The following is an 18441-nucleotide window of genomic DNA, read 5'->3' as shown; positions in this document are numbered from 1 at the left end:
GTGATCTAGGGGATCGCGGGCGGAGATGAAAGCGCCGATTGCCCGGCGCCGCGGGTCTTAGTCTCAGGTCTTAGTCTCAGGCCTCATTCTCAGGCCGAGAGCATCAGCGTCGCGAAGGGTCCCGGCCCATAGCGCGCCGACACTTGCGCCACGCGCAGCTCGAACGCGCCCGAAAGCCCATCGCTCGCTGGATCGTAACTCCAAGACGGCACGCCGGAAAACGCTTCGCGGATCAGCGTCTCCCCCTGCGTGACGCGAATAAGATAGCTCTCGCTTTCCTCGCCCAAGGGAACCTCGGGCAGATCCCAATCATCGCCCTCGATCCGGGTGCGCCGAATCCAGCTGACCAACAGCCCACCCGCGCCGAAATCCGCGCGCAGATGCGCTGGCTTGTAGGGCCGCAGCCCGTTGCCATCGAAGGCCAGAACCCGGTGCACATAGCTCGGATCGTCATAGCCGCGCCGCGCCGGTCCGATGCGGTAATGCCGTGCCTGCCGCCGCTGCGCCGCCGCCAGCGCGATCTGCTGCGGCGCGCCGTCGAGCAGCACCACCCATGAGCCCACCGGCCAGACTTCGGGCATCAGCCCGTCGCTGCCCGCCTGACCGCGCAGCCGGTGCGAGATAAACCACACGCCCGGCTCGGCCAGTTGCGCATTGCGGAACTGCAGCACTTCCCAGTTGCCCGGGCTGCCGTCGCCGATGGCCATGAGATTGGCACCGGCCAGAAACGCCGCCTCTTCCACCGATTGCAGCGCGCCGGACGTCAGCCGCAGTTGCAGCGCGTCGCCGCGGTCGATCCGTCCCGGCGGCGCGGCGAAAAGCGGTGTCTCGGTGCGCCCCACGGTGGCCCGCGCGGCGAGGATCTCGTTCAGCACGTAATCCGCATCGCTCGGCGCGTCATAAACCGCGACACTGCCCGGCCAAGGCTGCGCGGTCAGCGCAAGATGCGGCGCGTGGGGCACCTCCTCGCCGCTCATCAGCGGCAGATCGAGGAACAGCGGCAACACCGGCACCGGCGCCGCGAAGGGCCGCAGCAGCGGCGCGCTGTCCTGCATCTGTGCAGGAAGATAGGTGTCGGGCTCGATCCGCACCGCCTCGATGCGCTGGCTGTCGCCGATCTCCACCCGGTCGATGCGCATCCGCGTGACGCCCGAGGGGGACGGCAGCGAGACGATGTCGCCCGCACCGAGATCGAGCCGCGACGGCGGCAGGCTGAAGTCCAGCGTGTCCCGCGCGATCCGCGCCTCGGCCAGCCAACGCTCGAGGATCATCCTCCCCTCGGCCCGGCTCAGCGACAGCGGCAGTTCGCTCTCGGCCACCGCATGGGTGCCCTCGTCGGGCAGCACCACCTCCTCGGCGGCGATGGCGTGATCGCCCTCGGCCTCGACAAAGCGCAGCCGCAGCCGCCCCGACATCTCGGCCTCGGCGGCGCGGGTCTGCCGCAGATCCCCCTCGTCATCGCCATCATGCACCAAATCGGACAGGTCCAGCGCCACCGCAGCCCGGCCCCGGCGCGGCAGGAACAGCAGCACGCCGTCGCGTTCGATCGCATCCACCCCATGCGCCAACAAGAGCCCCTGCAGCGCGCTCCGCGCATCGCCCACACGGTCGATCTGATAGCCGCGCACCCAGCCCCAAAGGCGGCTCACGTCGAACTGCGGCACCCCGGCAGCGGTGCAGACCTCGGCCACCACCGACGCCAGTGTGCGCGCCGAGCAGCGCCCGTTCAGCCAATGCCCGCGCCGGTAGTTGCCGCCATCGCTCCACAGATCCTCGAGCCCCGGAAACCACGGAAACGGCCGCGCATCCCACGCCCAGACCAGCGCCTTGGACATATCGAGCATCGGCGCGCCATAGACCTCCGAGACCGGGTTATGCGCCGGGTCATTCCAATGGGCATGGATCGCACGCAGGTACTGGCGCTGCATAAGATCGTCCCGCAAGTCATTGGAATAATGCGGAAGAAGGCTCTCAGAGCTTTTCGGGTCGAGGAATTTATTGGGCTGGTTGGCGCCCTTGTCGATGGCGGCGCAGCCCAGTTCGGTGAACCAGATCGGCTTGCTTTGCGGCTCCCAACCGGTCGGCAGCGCCTGCCGCACACCGCCGATCCGCTCGTGGTGCAGGTTTGACCACCAGCTGCGCAAATCCTTGTAGCGATAGACCCATGGCTCGCCATGCGCGCCATCGGTGATCGCAACGCGGCGCTGCGCCTCGCGCGCCTCGGCGCTGGGATAATACCAGTCGAACCCCTCGCCGCCCTCGACGTTCGACATGAGGTACCCGGGATCGTAAATCGCGCCCCATGCGGCATCGGCATGATCGTCGCCATCGCGCCAGTCCGACAGCGGCATGTAATTGTCGATGCCGATGAAATCGATCTGCGGATCGCTCCACAGCGGGTCGAGATGGAAATAGACATCGCCCGAGCCGTCCTGCGGGTGATAGCCGAAATACTCGCTCCAGTCGGCGGCATAGCCGATCTTCACCTCCGGCCCCAGCAGCGCCCGGCACTCGGCGGCCAAGGCGCGCAGCGCCGCCACCGCGGGAAAGCCCGAAGCGCCGCGGATCTGCGTCAGCCCGCGCATCTCCGAGCCGATGCAGAAGGCCGCAACACCGCCCGCCGCCGCGCAGAGCGCCGCCTGATGCAGGATGAAGCGTCGGAACGACCATTCATCCGGCCCCGCGTAGCTCACGGCGCCTCCCTGCACCGAGAAATCCGCCGCCGCGGCGCTGCCGAAGAAGGCCGCCACCTCCTCTTCCGCCGCAGCCGTCCCATCGGGCGAGCCCGCGCGCCCCGGCGCCGCGCTGAGCGTGATCCTGCCGCGCCACGGCAGCACCGGCTGCCCCTCGGCGCCGGTCCACGGGTCGGGAAGATCATTGCCCGCCATCTGCTCCATCAGGATGAAGGGGTAATAGACCACCTCCAGCCCGCGCGCCGCCATCTCCTGCAGCGCCTCGATCACCGAGGCGTCCGACGGCGTGCCGCCATAGACCGGGCGGTCCTCCAGCCTTGGCACCAGACCCGCCGCATCGCGCCCCAGCCCCGAGACGCGCCACGGCATCTCCTCGGAGTCCCATTCGGCCTGCTCAAGCTTGGGCCGGATCGCGCAACGCCCGCAGCGCAGGTCATCGCCGAACCAGCTCACCACCAGCGAGGCGGCACGGCACGCGGGCAGCTCATCGCGCAGCTGATCCAGCGACACGAGAAAATCCGGCACATCGGCGGGCGTGTTGAGATTGACCGCGCCTTTCGCGCCGCCGCCGTAATCGAGATAGACCGGCCGGGTCGCCAAAGCATATTCGCCTGTGCCGGGGATCATCGCGACGCCGCGGATTGCCAGAGGCACATCCTCGGCATCTTCAAGCTCCGGTCGCGTGACCTCGAAACTCAGTTGCGGCACACGGTTGCCGAAGCGTTCGAGCAGCAGATCCTCGATCACCACATAGGCGGTGCCGCGATAGGCCGGCACCAGCCCCGCGCCCTCCACCGCCTCCATCTTGGGATCGGGCAGCTGGTCCTCGCTGCCGCTGTAAACGCGCATGTTGAGATCGCGCAACGCGATCTCGCTGCCATCCGCCCAGACCCGGTTCACCCCGGTGACCTCACCCTCGCAGAGCGCCAGAGCGAGGCTCACCGAATAGCTGTAGCTTTTCACCGTGGTCTCGCCGCGCGGGCTGCCCTTGCCGCCGCTCGAGACCGTCTGTTTCTTCACCTCTTCGCGGAACTCGCTGGCCCAGATCACCTGCCCGCCAATGCGCATCCGGCCAAACACCTGCGATATCGCCGCGCCCTCGCCAGCGCCGCTGAGCCGGAACCGCTCGATCCGCCCGGTTTCGACGGTCTCCGAGCCGCCGCCCATCAGGCGCTGATCCAAAGCGCGCCCCAGACCGGCGCCGATGAAGCGGCCGACGGCGGTCATCGACAGGCCAAGCACCGAGCCGCCCACCGCGCTGCCAAGCGCCGCACCCGCGGCGGAAAGGAGGATAGTCGCCATCAGTCGTTCTCCATCGGAAGGGCAAAACGTGCCGCGATGCGCCGCCGCCACGGCGCGCTGAGGGCGCTTTCGATCACCCCATGGCCGCTGTAGGCATGGACGAAGGACGCCTCAGCCCCGATGCGCGCCTGCAGCCCCAGATGCTTGGCGACGCTGCCCGCGCGCATGCGGAACAGCAGCACATCGCCCGGGAACTCATCGCCCAGGGTTTTCGGGCGCAGGTGGCGCAGGGCGGCCTGCAGCAGCGCCTCTTCACCCTGCGGCTCCGACCAGTCCATGCTGTAGCGCGGCACCGGCTCGGGCTCTGGCCCCAGCAACTCGCGCCAGACGCCGCGCAGCAGCCCGAGGCAGTCGCAGCCCGCGCCGCGCCGCGATCCCTGATGCAGATAAGGCGTGCCGATCCAGGCGCGGGCCACCGCCACCGCGCGCGCGCCGCTCATCGTCTCGACCCGCCGTCGGTGACCGATGCGCTGCTGGCATGGGTCAGCATCCAATCCTCTTCCGGCACGTCAGGAAACCCTTGGAAGTTGATGATGTTGTTAAATTTAAACCGGCAGGTGTCGAACATCTTGTCGCAGCCCGCGGTGAGCAGAACGCGATCTCCCGGCGCAAGCGGCGCGCGCAGCGGCTCCCACAGGTCGATGACCCGCAGCCCGTCGATGTGGCGATCGCGCTTGATCCCCCCGGACAGCCCCGCAGCGGCGCCGCTCAGCATCTCGAGCCGCCCACGGCTGAACCAGCCAAGCTCGAACCCTGGCAGAAGCGGAACCAAAAGGCTCTGCGATCCATCCACCGAAACGATATCATTTTCAGCAAGATAACCGGCATTCTTGAGATCGAATTTGCACGCCGCATCGCCCAGAACCGCGGCGCAGGATTTGTGGTAGACCCGCCCCAAGGGACGGTTCAGCCGCTCGGTCAGCCCGCGCAGTTCCGCATGAAAGGCCGAAGGGCCGCGCCGGATTTGTCCCAGCGTGCCGCGAAACAGGATGCGGCGCTGGCTGACGTCGGCCCAGTTGACCAGCCAGGCGACAAGCTCGGCATCGTCAAAGCGCCCGGCCTCGATATCCGCCTCCGAGAGCGATGCATCCGACAGCGCGCCCATCGCCTCGGAATTGTCCACCGAAAGCCCGGTCGCCTGCTGCACTGCCTTGGCGCTGAGCCCGCTGTCGGCGCGGAACTCCAGCCCGTCGAAGCGCAGCGCGCGGTCGTGGTCGGTAAAGCCAAGGCGCAGCCCGTCGCGCCGGGTCAGCGCCCAGCAACGCACCACGGTGGTCAGCCCGCCGGCCAGATGGGCGTGAAGCTCTGCCGCGCCCATCAGACGCGCACCTCGACCACCGGCACATCGGGTACCTGTCCGGCCTGAAAGCTCGCGACCGAGACGTTGATCCGGTCGGTGTCGAAGCGCACCGGCACGTCGAACTCAAAGCCCGCGCTGACCTCGGCCCCGGCCAGCGGCGGCTCGGCGAAGGTGACAAGGCCGGTGATGGTGTCCACCTCGAAATGCACGCCCTCATGCATCTCGACATCCTGCACCGCCGCCAGCACCGTTCCGGCCACCGGCTTGGTGATGGCGCGCGCATAGCTTGCCGTGCCCGAGCGGTAGATCTTTGTGAGCTGGAAGGTGCGGGTCGCGCCGTCGCCGCGGGCGATCACCTGATCCCCGGCAGAGACGCTCTGCGACGGCAAGCAAGAGGCGTAATCCGACCAATCCTTCCAGCGAAACCCATAAAGCTGCCCGCGCCGCGCCTCGAAGAACGCCAGAAGCTGCGCGATATGATCCAGCGAGCGCAGACCCAGCCCGGCATCGAAGCGCCGCCGCGACTGTGCCCAAGGGCTGTTGCGCTCTTCGAAGCCCGAGCTCAGCTCAACCACATCGGTGCGGCGCTCTGGCCCGCCCATGGCGCCAAAGCTGAGGTCGGCGGGAAAGCGTATCTCGTGAAAGCTCATGATCGCTCCTTCAGCGGTTGCGCGCGCCCTGCGACAGCGCGCGGCTCATCTGCGCGGCGATCTGCGCGCGGCTGCGCTGAAAGCCCTGCACGTCGGGGGTCTGGATGTTCATCACCACGGTGACCGGCTGGCTGCGTCCCTCGGCGCGCACGCCAAGCCGCCCGTCGGCGCCGCGCGACAGCGGCAAGATCGCCTCGGGCCCCGCCTCGCCCATCAGGCCCATGCCGCCGCGCATGGGAAAGCGCACCGGCCCGCTGACGACGCCGCCGCTGGCGAAGGGCGTGACCCGCCCCTGAGAGAAGGCGCCGCCCTGCGCAAAGGGGGAAAACGCCCCGAAAAGCTGCGTCACCCCGGCGGCCAGAGCGCCGCCCAGATGGTCGGTCACCGGGCGCACCGCGGCGCGGTAGGCACTGTCACGCACGCTGCGCGCCACCTGCTCCAGCGCCTCGGAGGCGCTGCGCCCGCCGAACACCACGCCATCGAAGGCCCGCGCCAGCGAGCGGCTGAGCGTGCCTTCGAGCTTTGACGCACCGCGCCCGGTGGCGGAAAACGTCTGGTGGATGCGCTTCAGTTCCGCATCGAACCCCGCCGCCATGGTGCTGGCCCCGCCAAGGCTCTGCTCCAGCCCCTCGAGGGCCCGGTCAAGATCATCCATCTCGGTCATCGCCATCTCCTTGCACCGCGTCCGGGAAGGCCGCGATCAATTCCTCCAGCCGGGCGCGGCCCATCGCGCGCGACCCGTCGCCGCCCAGCATCAGCCGCAATTCAGCCGGGGTAAGCGCCCAGAACTCCGCCGGGCGCAGGCCCAAACGCTCGACCGCCGCACGCAAAAGCGCCGCCCAGTCAAAGCTGCTCATCCGGTCTCTCCGGGCAGCGCGAAAGCATGCGCCAGAAGCTCTGCCGCCGCGCGCGCGGCCAGCAGCGGGCCGCCGCCGATCTCGGCGCTCACGAGGTCCTGCGCCGTGCCCGGCCAGCCGCCCCCGCGCAGCCCCGCGACGATCAGCGCGAGCACATCGCGGGTCGAACAGCTGCCGCTTTCGAAGCGGCGCACGAGATCAAGCAGCGTGCCGTCCTCCAGCATCGCCTCCAATTCGGCCAACGCGCCCAGCGTCAGCCGCATCACGTGGCGCTGGCCGTCGATCTCCAGCGCCACTTCGCCGCGCCACGGGTTCGGCATTTACGCCTCCACCGCCGGCACGAAGCTCAGCGCGCCGGCCGAGGCGAGCGCGATCTCATAGGTCGCCTCGCCGTCGTGGCTGCCGGCATAGTCGATCGAGGTGAGCTGAAACGGCCCCTCGACGGTGCCGAAATCGGGGATGATCACCTGAAAATCCGGCGTCTCCCCGTCAAAGAAGATCTGCCGCGCGCGCTCGTCGGTGCCCGCGTCCTTGAACACGCCCGAGCCCGAAAGATTGGCCGATTTCACCCCGGCCCCGGCGAGCAGTTCGCGCCAGCCTCCGGCGCTTTCCAGAGAGGTCACATCGACGCTCTCGGCGTTGAAACTCACCCGCGTGGCGCGCAGCCCCGCCATGGTTTCGAACTGGCCGTCGCCGGTCAGGTCGAGCTTGATCAGAAGGTCTTTGCCGTTCTGGGCAGCCATTGTCGCAACTCCTTGATGTGGCGCGTTCAGTCGTCTTCGAGGCGCGCGCGGAATGTCATTTCGATGCGGCGCAGACCGCCGGTCTCGCGGCGGGCGCGGGCGCGGCGGAAGCGCAGGCCGATGAGCCGCCCGCGGCTCAGCGCCAGATCGGCCTCATGCAGCGCGTCCGAGACCGCCGCCGCCACCGTCTTGGCCGCCGCAAACCCCGCAGCCTCGGTCACCACGGCAACGGTGAGATCGTGCCAAGCGCCGCGGCTGCCCACATCCGAGGCGTCGCGCGCCTCTTCCGCGCCGAGCGTGACGTAGAGCGGCGGCAGGTTTCCGGCGGGCAGCGCGTCGTAGATGTTGCTGCCGACCAGTTCGGCCAGCGCGGCATCGGCCTGCAGCGCGGCAAACACCGCGGCCTGCAACGCGCCGGACATCGCATAGCTCATGACGCCACCTCCTCCTGCGCTTCGCATTGCAGGTAGAGGCCCGAGGCGTCGCGCTCGGTCACCGCCTGAATGTCGAAGATCCGGCTGCCGCGCCGAAATCGCTGGCCCGGTGCCGGGCGGCTCGACGATCCCTCGGGGGCCGCGCGCACGGTGATGCGGAAACGGCCCCGCGCCACCGGCCCGGCCTCGCCCTGCACCTCGCGCCCGCTGCGCGGCTGCAGTTCCGCCCAGAGCGTGCCGAGCGCCTGCCAGCCCTCGGTGAAACCGCCCATGCCGTCGGGCGTGCGGGCCGGGGCCTCGAGCACCAGCCGCTGTGAAAGACGCACCGCCCTCATGAGGTGAATCCCATGCGCAGCGGCCGGTAGCGCGCGATCAGCGAGGTTACCCCAAAGGGCATGCAACCCTGGCTCAGCGCGGTCTCGTCGCGGTATTCGTAGTAATGCGCCGCGAGCAGCAGCACCGCCTGCGCCAGATCGGGCGGCAGCGCATCGAAACTGGCGGCAAATCCCGCGCTGAAGCGCAGCTCCGCCGCGCCGCCCTCGGGGATGGTCGGAAGCGTGGCCCCCTGCGGGCGCAGCCGCGGGGCGATGCTGTCCACCTCCAGCCGGTAGCGCTCGGGCGCGATCACCTGCGCCGCGCCGTAACGGTCGATCAGCGCCAGTTCGGTGACGCTCTGCACCGGCGCCAGCGGGAGCACCGCGCCCTCGGGGTCGCGCCAGCCGTGCAGCGTCCAGAGGAATCTGCGGATCAGCAGCGCCTTGCCGGTCCGGGCCTCGATCGCCGCCAGCGCCGCGCGCAGAAAGGCCCGCAGCACCGGCTCCTGCAGGTCCGCCTCGTCAAAGCCGCTGCCCATGCGCAGCTGCGCCGTCAGCGCCTCGACCGGCAGCAGCTCGTCCGCCACCTGCGTCTCTTCGATCACCATCATCAGCCTTCTCCGGTTCGTGCCGCAGGCGGCCATGGCGACACCCCGCCGCCATGGCCCCTCACGCTCAGCTGGTGGCGCAGCGCAGCAGCTTGATCGCGGCGAAATCGCTCACGTCGCCGCCGACGCGCTTGGTGGCGTAGAACAGCACATGCGGCTTGGCGCTGAACGGATCGCGCAGCACGCGCAGATCGGGGCGTTCGGCGATCGTGTAGCCGGCGGCGAAATCGCCAAAGGCGATGGGATAGGTATCGGCGGCGATGTCGGGCATGTCCTCGGCGATCAGCACCGGGTAGCCCAGCAGCCGCGCCGGCTGCCCTGCCGAGAGCCCATCGCTCCACAGGTGCCGCCCGTCCGCATCCTTGAGCTTGCGCAGGGCACCGGCGGTCTTGGAGTTCATCACGAAGCTCGCCTTGGCGCGGTACTCGGCGCCCAGCGCGTAGACGAGGTCGATGATCTTATCGCCATCGCCGATCCCCGCGGCCACCTCCGAGGGCACATAGCCCAGATTGCCCCACTCCCAGATCTCATTGTCGACCATGCTGTGCGACAGGATGCCCATGGGCTTGTCGACGCCGTCCCCCGCCACGAAAGCCGCCGCCTCGGCGCGCGAGAACTTGTCGGCGATGCGCCCGGCGAGCCAGGCCTCCAGATCGAAGGCCGCGTCATCCAGCAGACGCTGCGAGGCCTTGGGCATGGCCGAAAGCTCGTGCAGCTTGATCTGGATGCGGTCGATGGTCGGCGTCTCGCTCTCGGTGCTGTCCGAAAGCTCGTTCGCCCAGCCCGCGCCGGTGTCACCCTGATCGACCAGCACGTCGACGGATCCCGCCTCGACGCTCACCACGGCAGCGATGGCACGGATCGAGGCCGCGCCTTCCAGCACGCCGCGCACGGTCTCGGAGGTGACCGGATCGACGAGATAGCCGCCATCCGCCGCGACGGCGGTCGAGAGCGCCTTGCCCTCCAGCACCAGCCCGCGCAGCCCGTCGTCGTCGCCGGTGCGCAGATAGGCGTTGAACGCCTTGCGGTGCGGCAGCTCCAGCTCGGCGGTGGTGGCCAGCGCCGGGCGCGCCGCGGCATGAGAGGTCTTGGTATCCAGCATGGTCAGTCGCTCTTCGTGTTTGTCCAGTTTCGCGTGAATGTCGGCCTGCATGGCCCTGATGTCCGCCGTGAGCCCCGCCATCGCGGCGCCCACACGGGCGACCGGGGACAGATCTTCCCGGCCCGAGAATGGCTCTCGGTTGTCTTCATCAACTCGGTCCCCTGTTGAGGGCGCGCGTCAGCGGCGCGCCAGGTCGAGGCGCGCGGCGTCGATGGCCAGCGCCAGATCACGCATCATGTCTGCCTCGGGATGCTCTCCCTTGGCCGCCACCCGCGCACTGGGCAGCATCGGGAAAGTGACAAGCTACACCTCCCAAAGCTCCAGTTCCTTGAGGAGCCTGCGCCCCCCGTGCTCTTTCACCGCCGTGACGGTGCGATAGCCGATCGACAGCCCGTCGATGGCCCCCGCAGCGATGAGCGCCGCCGCCTCGCGTCCCTTCTCGACGCTCTCCAGCAGCCGTCCCTTCACATGCAGGCCGCGCGCGTCCTCGCGCACCTCGTCCCAGATGCCGATGGGCTGACCCGGGTCGTGCTGCCAGAGCATACGCACCGCGCGACCCTCGTCCGCCAGCCGCTTCAGCGAGGCGGCATAGGCACCTTGCGCAACGATATCGCCCCCCTGATCCGGCGCGCCGAAGAGCGAGGCGTAACCTTCGATCCGCGTCCCTTCGGCCTTGGTGACCTGCGCGGTAATCTCTGTGCCCAGCCGGCAGAACTTGTGCTCCAGTTGCATCGCTTGCATCCCTTCGTGTTCCGCCCCTCAGGGCGCCATGGTGACAAACCCCTGCAGCGCCTGCGCCAGCAGACCCGCGGCCACCCCGTAGACCGCCAGCCACAGGCGCTTCTCGAGCCGCTCCAGCACCAGTTCGAGCCGGGCGAGCCGTCCCTCCAAAGCGTCGATCTGCAGCTTGTGCAGCCGCTCGTGGGCATCGAGTTTCAGCGCCGGGGCGCAGGCGAAGGGCTCATAGGGCAGATCGCGCTCACGCACCGGGTTCTTCCCCTGTCTTCTCCCCCGGTGTGTCGCCATCCTCGGTGAGCGGCGGCAGCCCCAGCATCCGGCGTTTTTCTGGCACCGTAAGGAAGGCCGCCTCGGAGACACGGCGCCAATGGGTCTCGCGTTCCGCCGACAGGGCTGGCACCTGATCGAGGTCGGGCTTTAGCTCCACCTCCTCGCCAGTGAAGCCCGCCAGCCACCTGCCCAGCGCGGCGCTCACCCGCTGCGCCAGCGGCAGGACGGTCAGCCGGTAGAAGGCGCGGTTGGCCTCTTGGTAATTGGCGTAGGTGGCATCGCCGGGAATGCCCAGCAGCATCGGCGGCACGCCAAAGGCGATGGCGATCTCGCGCGCGGCGGCCTCCTTGGTCTGGCGGAACTCCATGTCCGAGGGAGAGAACCCCATGGGCTTCCAGTCGAGCCCCCCTTCCAGCAACATCGGCCGTCCGGCGTTGCGCGCGCCCTGATGGTTGCTCTCCATCTCCGCCACCAGCCGCTCGTACTGATCCTGTGCAAGCGTGCCCTGCCCGTCGGCCCCGGTCCAGACAATCGCCCCCGAGGGCCGCGCCGCATTGTCGAGCAGCCCCTTGGACCAGCGCGAGGCGCTGTTGTGCACATCCACCGCCTGCGCCGCCGGTTGCAGCGGCGAGAGGCCATAGTGATCGTCCTGCGGGTGGAAGTTCTTCACATGGCAGATCGGTGCGGGCGTGTCCTGCACGTCGAAGCGATGGCGCCTGCCGTCCACCTGATACTCATAGGCGACGGGCCAGCCATCAGCCCCCGGCACCAGCCGCATCCGTTCCGAGCGCAGCACATGCAGCTCCACCGGCAGCCCGCGTCCCTGGCCCACCGCTTCGACATAGCCATCCCCCGACAGCAGCAACTGGCCATACAGTGCCTCGAACAGCTCAGCACGGCCCTGCGCGGGATTGGGCGCGTTCAGGCAGCGCAGGATGGGATGGGTGCTGTAGCGCATCTCACTGTCCTGCAGCACCAGCGGCAGCGCGGCGGCAGCCTCCGAGATCAGCTTCACCGCGCGAAAGCCCACGGGGTTGCCAGAGAACCCCTGCCGGGTCAGCGAGCCGGTGTCACGCGGCGTCCAAGCCACGCGCCCGACCGCCTGCATCGCGACAAGCGGCCCGACGGCAGAGGCTTTCACCTCGGGCAGAGTTTCCCCCTCGCGCGTTCGCCGCAGAAATTCGAACACCATTGCACGCTCCTCGCTTCGCCCCGGAACATCGGCCACCCGGCCGTGTTGCGCGTTGAGAAGAACCCTAGAGAGCGTTGGTTAACCACGCTTGCAGGCAGCGCCCGCCGCCATGGCAACACCCTCTAAGGCAGGTGCAATGGGCGAGGTGAAGCGTCAGGCGCCGATCACCAGCGCGTCCGAGGGATTGAGCGCCAGCGAGACCGTCTCACCCACCTGCGGCGGTGCCTGCCGCGTGGTGTTGAACAGATCCACCGCCAGCGGCTGCCCGCCAAGGTCGATGCGCAGGCGGATCACCGAGCCAAGGAAATCAAGCTCGGTGATCGTGCCGGTGAGCGCCGTCTCTCCGGGATGCGCGCCAAGCCGCAGCATTTCCGGGCGCAGCCCCAAGGTCGCCTCTCCGGGCGGCACGGCGCGTCCCAGCACCAGCTCGTTCTCGCCCAGCTTCACCCGGCCCACCTGCGGATCGAGCACTTTGGCGTCGAGCGTGTTCAGCGTTCCCACGAAGCCCGCCACAAAGCGGGTCGCGGGGGCGTTGTAGATCTCGAAGGGGCTTCCCACCTGCTCGGCCACCCCCTGGTGCATCACCACGATGCGGTCGGACATCGACAGCGCCTCTTCCTGATCGTGGGTGACAAAGATGGTGGTGATCCCCAGCTCGCGCTGAATGCTGCGGATCTCGTTGCGCAGGCTGACCCGCACCTTGGCGTCCAGCGCCGAGAGCGGCTCGTCGAGCAGCAGCACCTGCGGCTTGGGAGCCAGGGCCCGCGCCAGCGCCACACGCTGCTGTTGCCCGCCCGAAAGCTGGAACGGATAGCGATCGCCCAGTTCCGGCAAGCCGATCAGCGACAGCATCTCCTCGACCCGTGCCGCGATCTCACGCGCGGGGGCGCCCTTCACCCGCAGGCCGAAGCCGACGTTCTGCGCCACGGTGAGGTTCGGGAACAGCGCGTAGGCCTGAAACACCATACCGATGTTGCGCTGGTTGGGCTTGAGGCTGGAGACCTCGCGCCCCTCGATGGTGATATTCCCGGCGCTCGGGCTCTCGAACCCAGCCACCATGCGCAGCACCGTGGTCTTGCCACAGCCCGACGGCCCGAGCAGCGAAATGAACTCGCCCTTCTGCACATCGAGGTTGAAGTCCTTCACGACGCGGGTGGCGCCAAAGCTCTTTTCCAGGTGAGAAATCGTCAGGAAGCTCATCGGCCCGCCTTGTCGTGTTTGGTAAATCTGGTGACCAGCTGGATCAGCCCCATGCAGGCCCAGGTGATGATGAAAGCGATGGTGGCCAGCGCGAAGGGCTCATAGGCCTTGTTGGCGCCCATCAGCTGCAGATACGGGCCAAAGGCCGGACGGTTGAGCAGCGCCGCCATGGTGAACTCGCCCATGACGATGGCGAAGGTCACGAAAGACCCCGACAGCACCGCGACCAGCACATTGGGCAGGATCAGCTTGGCGATGATGGTGAACCACCCCGCGCCAAGGCTCTGCGCCGCTTCGGTCAGCGTGGCGACGTCGATGGTGCGCAGCCCAGTGTCCACCGCGCGGTACATATAGGGCAGCGACAGCATGGCGTAGCCGAACATCAGCAGCAGGTTGGTGCCAAAGAGCGTGCCGGTCAGCGGCAGCCAGCTCGAGGTGTTGTAAAGCCGGATATAGCCGAACACCGTGACGATCGCCGGGATCACCAGCGGCAGCAGGGTGACGAACTCGACCAGCGGGCGCAGACGCGGCAGCTTCAGCCGCACCCAAAAGGCGGTGGGCACCACCAGCAGGATACCAAAGACGATGGTCAGCAGCGCCATCACCACCGAATAGGAAAAGGTCTCGCGGAACTGCGGATCGGCCAGCACAGCAGCGTAAGCGTCGAAGCTATACTCGCCCCGCCGCATGGACAGCGAGAACTCGACCATGCCGACCAACGGCAGGATGAAATAAGTCAGGCCCAGAAGCAGGATGGCCCAAGAGGCAGCCTTGGTCATTTCAGCCACCTCTCGGAACGGATGCGCAGCCAGATGTAGATGACGTTGGCCAGCCCGGTGACGAGGATCATCCCAAAGGCCATGGCATAGCCCAGATGCGGGTTGCCCAGAACGTCACCGCGAATTTGCGCGAACAGCATGATCGGCACGATGTTGAGCGAGCTTCCCGTCAGCGCGATGGCGGTCGCCACAGCACCGAAGGCATTGGCAAAGAGCAGCGCGAAGGTGCCGAGGATGGTCGGAAAGAGGATCGGCAGCGCCACGATACGCCAGTATTGCGCGCCGCTTGCCCCAAGGCACGAAGCCGCCTCGCGCCATTCGCGCTTCAGCCCGTCCAGCGCCGGGGTGATGATCAGGATCATCAGCGGGATCTGGAAAAAGAGGTATGTGATCGTCAGCCCCCAGAAGCTGAGGATGTTGAACCCCATGGCGCGCAGGTTGATGCCGAACTCGGTGCGCAGGAACATGGTCACCAGACCCAGCGGGCCGAGCGTCGCCAGAAACGCGAAGGCCAGCGGCACGCCTGCAAAGTTCGAGGCGACGCCAGAGAAGGTCATCAGCGGCGAGCGGATGCCGCGTGGCAGCCCGCCCAGCACCATGCCCGCCGCCATCAGAAAGCCGATGAGACAGCCGATCGCCGAGGAGGCGACGGAAATCTTGATCGAGATCCAATAGGACGACAGGATCGACGCGGTGAACAGCCCGGCGATATTCTCGAAAGTGAAAGAGCCGTCGGCACGCTGGAAGGCACCGATGACGATCTTCATCGTCGGCATCACCAGAAACAGCGCGATGAACAGCGCGAAGGGCAGCAGGCCCAGCCACGTCAGGCTCGGGCGCCAGCGGCGCTTTGGCGGGGGGGATGTCAGGTCAGTCACACAAGGTCCGGATAAGGGCAGGACGGAAAACGCCACTCCCGCCCCGGTGCCTTTGCTTTTAGACACACGCCGGCGGGACAGGGGCCCGCCCGGAACATCCGGTGGGCCCCCGAGTGTTTGGTCTTACTGGACGTTGGCGCCCACGACGGCATCCCAGCCACCGACGACCGCTTCTTTGTTGCCCGCCTGCTCGTCGAGCGACGGGAAATAGGCGGCCTCATAGCTTTCCGCCGGCGGCAGCGCGTCGAGCAGGTCCTGCGGGATCTTGCCATCGGCGGCCATCGCGTTGAACCGCGCCGGGTGGCAGTAGCCCTTGAGCCACAGGCTCTGGCCCTCGTCGGAATAGAGATACTCCATCCACAATTTGGCGGCGTTCGGATGCGGCGCATGGGCCGAGATGCCCTGCACATAGACACCGGCCAGAACGCCCGACTTCGGCACCACCACGTCGACCGGCGGGTTGCCGTTCAGCGTGTCGCGGGCCGCCAGAGCGTTATAGTCCCACATGATGGTGATCGGGGTCGCGCCCTGCGCCAGCGTGCCCGCCTTGCCGATGACCGGCACGAAATTACCCGCCTCGTTCATCTTCTTGAAGAAATCGAGGCCCTTCTCACCGGCATCCTTGCCAGCGGCACCGCCCTCGGCCATGCCCGCCGCGAGCACCGCGAGGATCGCTTGGTTCGAGGCGCGCGGATCGCCCGCCAGCGCCACCGAGCCCGCGTATTCCGGCTTCAGCAGGTCCGACCAATCCTCGGGCGTGGTGTCGATCAGGTCCTTGTTCACCATGAACGACATGACGCCGTAATAGTCGCCGTACCAGTAGCCTTCCTCATCCTTCACCGCGTCGGGGATCTCGTCCCAGGTCGAAACCTTGTAGGGCTGCAGCAGGCCTTCTTCCTTGGCCTGCGGGCCGAACGACAGGCCCACGTCCAGAACGTCGGGCGCCTGCGGGCCGGTGTTGCCCTTGTTGGCGCGCACCGCCTCAAGCTCATCCGCCGAGCCCGCGTCGGGGTTCAGCTCGTTGACCTCGATGTCGGGGTATTTGGCCTTGAAGCCCGCGATCACGTCGCCATAGCCGCACCAGCTGTGCGGCAGAGCGATGGTGGTCAGCATGCCTTCTTCGATCGCCGCCGCCTCAAGCTCGGACAGGTCTTGCGCCTGTACCATCGACGTCGTGGCCATCAGCGCGGCGACGCCAGCCAGCCAAATCTTTGTATTTGCTTTCACAATCATTCTCCCCGGTATCCGGACCCGGCCCGATTGGCCGTGCCGCGCGTGTAGGTTTTTATCTTGACGGTCTTATGACAGCCGAAAATGTGGCAAAGACCGCGGCGCGAGACTTGCGTGAAAATTGACGCCGCGCAAGCCTGCTGGGCCGCTGCACTGCCGCAATCACCAACTCCTGCATCGAAAACGCCCGCCAACCGCCGAAAAACGCGTCGAAATCCGCTGCGCGGGGGCAATTGCCAGAAGGCGGATGCCCCCGGCGGCAGGTCACAAAAGCCGCATCCGGGGCCGACGCCAGCTTTCCGCCGGGCCGGTCACCAGTTCGGTCAGCGCCCAGACCAGCGCATCCACCCGGTCCGGCGAGCCCTGACCGGCAAAGCCCGAAACGGTCATCAGGCCCATCTGCTCTTCGAGCGCTTCGAACCGCCGCGCGTGCCCGATCCGCCCCTGCTCATAGAGCGCCGCCACCGGCTCGGCACGGGACGCCTTGCCTCGGGTTGCCGTCACCTTGCGCAGCGGCACATTTGGCGCCACCTGCCGCAGCACCGCCTCGACCATCGCGCCGCCCTGATTGACCTCGGCGACGATGCGGTCCCCCTGCCAGCGCTCCAGCGCCTCGACCGCCGCTTGTGCCCAGCCGGTCGGCCCCACTCCCTGCACCGAGGCATCCTCGAGCACATAGGCCCGCCACGCCTGCGGCGGTCCGTCGCTGACCACGCCGCAGACCACGATCCCGCAGGCATCCGCGCTCTGCCCGTCGCCTGCAGGCGGGTCCACCGCCACGACGATCCGGTCAAAGCAGCCCGGCACCTCGGCCAGCCGCGCGCGCTCCAGCATGTCCTGCGTCCAAAGCGTGCCATCCACGTCAGAGACCATCTCTCCATCCAGCTCCTGCCGCGCCAGCCGCGTCGCGCCATAGCGCGCCCGCACCTCGTCAAGGAAAGACGCCGCAAGATTGGCGCGATTGGCTTCGGTCGGCGCGCGGGTCACCACGGTACTGGGCAGGTCCAGCACCTCCTTGAGCACCGCCACATTGCGCGGCGTGGTGGTCACGCAGGCGCGCGGATGGGTGCCGAGCCGCAGCGCGAATTGCAGCATGTCCCATGTCTCGCGCGCCTTGCGCCATTTCGCCAGTTCATCGGCCCAAGCGGCATCGAACTGCGGGCCGCGCAAAGCCTCGGGATCATGCGCCGAAAACACCATCGCCTCGGCGCCATTGGGCCACGTCAGGCAACGCCGCGTGGCGCTCCAGTCCGGGCGCCGGTCGGGCGGCGAACAGGCGAGGATGCCGCTGTCGCCAAAGACCATCACCTCGCGCGCCTGATCCAGCGTCTCGCCCACCAGCGCCACACGTTTGCACCGGCCCGGCGAGAGCGGCAGCGGCCCTTCGACCATGGCGCGCACCCATTCGGCCCCGGCGCGGGTCTTGCCCGCCCCGCGCCCGCCCATAATCACCCACGAGCGCCAATCGCCCTCGGGCGGCAACTGGTGCTCCATCGCCCAGAACTCGAACAGAAAGGGGAGCGCCAGGCGCTCCCCCTCGGTCAGTTCAGTCAGAAAGCTCTCCTGCACCGCAGCACCGGCGGAGGCGAGCCATGCGGCAGCCGACCTCAAGCCGGGCCCGCTCGAGATCGAGCGCCCAGTCTCCTGCAATTCCCTTTTGCTTGCGTCTGACATTGGTGATCAGTGCCTCCGTTTCATGAGCGACCTTGAGCCAGTAGCGCAGATCCGCCACCGCCTTGCTGGTCTCGGGTTTGTCCAAAGTACCGCTTTCCTCGTACTGCCCGCGCAGACGCCGCATGTCGGCGCCCAGATGCCGCAGCATGTCGGCGATCATCTCCCGCTCTTCTTCGAGACGGGTCAGTTCCTCGTCGAGATGGATGAGAACCATGGCTCGATACCTTTCTTGCCTGTGAAAAGTGCCTCTGCTCGGCCTGCTTTGGGTTTTTTTGGATGCAGGCCCGCCAAACGAAAAAACGGCCACCGGGGTTACCCCCGGGGCCGCCTGCTCAATTCGTCCAGCATGTCTGAAACGCTACGCGGCAGCGCACGCCAAGTCAAGTTACCGGGCCGCGCGGAGCATATCTAAACCACTGTTAATGATTGATAATAATAGACCACCGCAGCGCCCGATCCAACGCGCACCCTACGCTC

20 protein-coding genes and 1 pseudogene are annotated in these 18441 nt (G+C 67.7%); all 21 read right to left on the bottom strand.

Annotated elements, in window-relative coordinates:
* Positions 1–89 precede the first annotated feature (89 nt).
* Positions 90–3995: a baseplate multidomain protein megatron gene (locus ACXAD2_RS17155; RefSeq protein ID WP_475172178.1), complete on the bottom strand. Its 3906-nt coding sequence runs from the start codon at positions 3993–3995 to the stop codon at positions 90–92.
* Positions 3995–4435, bottom strand: coding sequence for a C40 family peptidase (locus ACXAD2_RS17150; RefSeq protein WP_475172176.1), 441 nt, complete (start codon positions 4433–4435; stop codon positions 3995–3997). The genes ACXAD2_RS17155 and ACXAD2_RS17150 overlap by 1 nt, the downstream gene beginning before the upstream one ends.
* A complete protein-coding gene (locus ACXAD2_RS17145; protein WP_475172175.1) occupies positions 4432–5313 on the bottom strand; it encodes a DUF2163 domain-containing protein in 882 nt (293 codons plus the stop codon). Before ACXAD2_RS17145 ends, ACXAD2_RS17150 begins: the two co-directional genes overlap by 4 nt.
* Positions 5313–5945, bottom strand: coding sequence for a phage distal tail protein, Rcc01695 family (locus ACXAD2_RS17140; protein WP_475172172.1), 633 nt, complete (start codon positions 5943–5945; stop codon positions 5313–5315). The genes ACXAD2_RS17145 and ACXAD2_RS17140 overlap by 1 nt, the downstream gene beginning before the upstream one ends.
* Positions 5946–5955: 10 nt before the next feature.
* Positions 5956–6615 (bottom strand): phage tail tape measure protein, encoded by a 660-nt coding sequence (locus ACXAD2_RS17135; protein WP_475172170.1) that lies wholly within the window; start codon positions 6613–6615, stop codon positions 5956–5958.
* On the bottom strand, positions 6593–6802 hold the full coding sequence (locus ACXAD2_RS17130) for a rcc01693 family protein (RefSeq protein WP_475172169.1): 210 nt from the start codon (positions 6800–6802) through the stop codon (positions 6593–6595). The genes ACXAD2_RS17135 and ACXAD2_RS17130 overlap by 23 nt, the downstream gene beginning before the upstream one ends.
* Positions 6799–7122, bottom strand: coding sequence for a gene transfer agent family protein (locus tag ACXAD2_RS17125; protein ID WP_224900064.1), 324 nt, complete (start codon positions 7120–7122; stop codon positions 6799–6801). The genes ACXAD2_RS17130 and ACXAD2_RS17125 overlap by 4 nt, the downstream gene beginning before the upstream one ends.
* Positions 7123–7545, bottom strand: a complete 423-nt coding sequence (locus ACXAD2_RS17120; protein WP_066106302.1) for a phage major tail protein, TP901-1 family — start codon at positions 7543–7545, stop codon at positions 7123–7125.
* Positions 7546–7571: 26 nt separating this feature from the next.
* Positions 7572–7979: a DUF3168 domain-containing protein gene (locus ACXAD2_RS17115; RefSeq protein ID WP_475172167.1), complete on the bottom strand. Its 408-nt coding sequence runs from the start codon at positions 7977–7979 to the stop codon at positions 7572–7574.
* Positions 7976–8314 carry a head-tail adaptor protein gene (locus ACXAD2_RS17110; RefSeq protein WP_475172166.1) on the bottom strand — a complete coding sequence of 113 codons (339 nt, stop codon included), beginning with the start codon at positions 8312–8314 and terminating at the stop codon, positions 7976–7978. The genes ACXAD2_RS17115 and ACXAD2_RS17110 overlap by 4 nt, the downstream gene beginning before the upstream one ends.
* The gene (locus ACXAD2_RS17105; RefSeq protein WP_475172165.1) at positions 8311–8904 is read right to left on the bottom strand and encodes a head-tail connector protein; all 594 of its coding nucleotides are present in this window, start codon (positions 8902–8904) and stop codon (positions 8311–8313) included. The genes ACXAD2_RS17110 and ACXAD2_RS17105 overlap by 4 nt, the downstream gene beginning before the upstream one ends.
* Positions 8905–8968: 64 nt before the next feature.
* Positions 8969–10054 (bottom strand): phage major capsid protein, encoded by a 1086-nt coding sequence (locus ACXAD2_RS17100; protein WP_475172163.1) that lies wholly within the window; start codon positions 10052–10054, stop codon positions 8969–8971.
* A 126-nt stretch (positions 10055–10180) separates the two neighbouring features.
* Positions 10181–10735, bottom strand: a pseudogene (locus tag ACXAD2_RS17095) (HK97 family phage prohead protease).
* A gap of 27 nt (positions 10736–10762) precedes the next feature.
* A complete protein-coding gene (locus tag ACXAD2_RS17090) occupies positions 10763–11029 on the bottom strand; it encodes a GTA head formation protein, RCAP_rcc01685 family (RefSeq protein WP_475172162.1) in 267 nt (88 codons plus the stop codon).
* Positions 10983–12203 carry a phage portal protein gene (locus ACXAD2_RS17085; protein WP_475172161.1) on the bottom strand — a complete coding sequence of 407 codons (1221 nt, stop codon included), beginning with the start codon at positions 12201–12203 and terminating at the stop codon, positions 10983–10985. The genes ACXAD2_RS17090 and ACXAD2_RS17085 overlap by 47 nt, the downstream gene beginning before the upstream one ends.
* Before the next feature lie 153 nt (positions 12204–12356).
* On the bottom strand, positions 12357–13403 hold the full coding sequence (locus tag ACXAD2_RS17080; protein ID WP_475172159.1) for an ABC transporter ATP-binding protein: 1047 nt from the start codon (positions 13401–13403) through the stop codon (positions 12357–12359).
* On the bottom strand, positions 13400–14182 hold the full coding sequence (locus ACXAD2_RS17075) for an ABC transporter permease (RefSeq protein WP_475172157.1): 783 nt from the start codon (positions 14180–14182) through the stop codon (positions 13400–13402). The genes ACXAD2_RS17080 and ACXAD2_RS17075 overlap by 4 nt, the downstream gene beginning before the upstream one ends.
* Positions 14179–15060, bottom strand: coding sequence for an ABC transporter permease (locus tag ACXAD2_RS17070; protein ID WP_066106274.1), 882 nt, complete (start codon positions 15058–15060; stop codon positions 14179–14181). Before ACXAD2_RS17070 ends, ACXAD2_RS17075 begins: the two co-directional genes overlap by 4 nt.
* A gap of 123 nt (positions 15061–15183) precedes the next feature.
* Positions 15184–16242, bottom strand: coding sequence for an ABC transporter substrate-binding protein (locus ACXAD2_RS17065; protein WP_475174925.1), 1059 nt, complete (start codon positions 16240–16242; stop codon positions 15184–15186).
* 312 nt (positions 16243–16554) lie between these two features.
* Positions 16555–17901 carry a DNA-packaging protein gene (locus ACXAD2_RS17060; protein WP_475172155.1) on the bottom strand — a complete coding sequence of 449 codons (1347 nt, stop codon included), beginning with the start codon at positions 17899–17901 and terminating at the stop codon, positions 16555–16557.
* A complete protein-coding gene (locus tag ACXAD2_RS17055) occupies positions 17837–18178 on the bottom strand; it encodes a hypothetical protein (RefSeq protein ID WP_066106268.1) in 342 nt (113 codons plus the stop codon). Before ACXAD2_RS17055 ends, ACXAD2_RS17060 begins: the two co-directional genes overlap by 65 nt.
* Positions 18179–18441: the final 263 nt, after the last annotated feature.

The sequence above is a fragment of the Salipiger sp. ABN3_019 genome (assembly GCF_056158605.1).
The sequence above is the reverse complement of the archived record's forward strand: the minus strand, read 5'-3'. Positions and strand labels throughout refer to the sequence as shown.

Excerpts from the sequence above, each read along its gene's own strand:
- ACXAD2_RS17155 (WP_475172178.1), bottom strand. The coding sequence starts at position 3,995 with ATGGCGACTATCCTCCTTTCCGCCGCGGGTGCGGCGCTTGGCAGCGCG.
- ACXAD2_RS17150 (WP_475172176.1), bottom strand. The coding sequence starts at position 4,435 with ATGAGCGGCGCGCGCGCGGTGGCGGTGGCCCGCGCCTGGATCGGCACG.
- ACXAD2_RS17145 (WP_475172175.1), bottom strand. The coding sequence starts at position 5,313 with ATGGGCGCGGCAGAGCTTCACGCCCATCTGGCCGGCGGGCTGACCACC.
- ACXAD2_RS17140 (WP_475172172.1), bottom strand. The coding sequence starts at position 5,945 with ATGAGCTTTCACGAGATACGCTTTCCCGCCGACCTCAGCTTTGGCGCC.
- ACXAD2_RS17135 (WP_475172170.1), bottom strand. The coding sequence starts at position 6,615 with ATGGCGATGACCGAGATGGATGATCTTGACCGGGCCCTCGAGGGGCTG.
- ACXAD2_RS17130 (WP_475172169.1), bottom strand. The coding sequence starts at position 6,802 with ATGAGCAGCTTTGACTGGGCGGCGCTTTTGCGTGCGGCGGTCGAGCGT.
- ACXAD2_RS17125 (WP_224900064.1), bottom strand. The coding sequence starts at position 7,122 with ATGCCGAACCCGTGGCGCGGCGAAGTGGCGCTGGAGATCGACGGCCAG.
- ACXAD2_RS17120 (WP_066106302.1), bottom strand. The coding sequence starts at position 7,545 with ATGGCTGCCCAGAACGGCAAAGACCTTCTGATCAAGCTCGACCTGACC.
- ACXAD2_RS17115 (WP_475172167.1), bottom strand. The coding sequence starts at position 7,979 with ATGAGCTATGCGATGTCCGGCGCGTTGCAGGCCGCGGTGTTTGCCGCG.
- ACXAD2_RS17110 (WP_475172166.1), bottom strand. The coding sequence starts at position 8,314 with ATGAGGGCGGTGCGTCTTTCACAGCGGCTGGTGCTCGAGGCCCCGGCC.
- ACXAD2_RS17105 (WP_475172165.1), bottom strand. The coding sequence starts at position 8,904 with ATGATGGTGATCGAAGAGACGCAGGTGGCGGACGAGCTGCTGCCGGTC.
- ACXAD2_RS17100 (WP_475172163.1), bottom strand. The coding sequence starts at position 10,054 with ATGCAGGCCGACATTCACGCGAAACTGGACAAACACGAAGAGCGACTG.
- ACXAD2_RS17090 (WP_475172162.1), bottom strand. The coding sequence starts at position 11,029 with ATGGCGACACACCGGGGGAGAAGACAGGGGAAGAACCCGGTGCGTGAG.
- ACXAD2_RS17085 (WP_475172161.1), bottom strand. The coding sequence starts at position 12,203 with ATGGTGTTCGAATTTCTGCGGCGAACGCGCGAGGGGGAAACTCTGCCC.
- ACXAD2_RS17080 (WP_475172159.1), bottom strand. The coding sequence starts at position 13,403 with ATGAGCTTCCTGACGATTTCTCACCTGGAAAAGAGCTTTGGCGCCACC.
- ACXAD2_RS17075 (WP_475172157.1), bottom strand. The coding sequence starts at position 14,182 with ATGACCAAGGCTGCCTCTTGGGCCATCCTGCTTCTGGGCCTGACTTAT.
- ACXAD2_RS17065 (WP_475174925.1), bottom strand. The coding sequence starts at position 16,242 with ATGGCCACGACGTCGATGGTACAGGCGCAAGACCTGTCCGAGCTTGAG.
- ACXAD2_RS17055 (WP_066106268.1), bottom strand. The coding sequence starts at position 18,178 with ATGGTTCTCATCCATCTCGACGAGGAACTGACCCGTCTCGAAGAAGAG.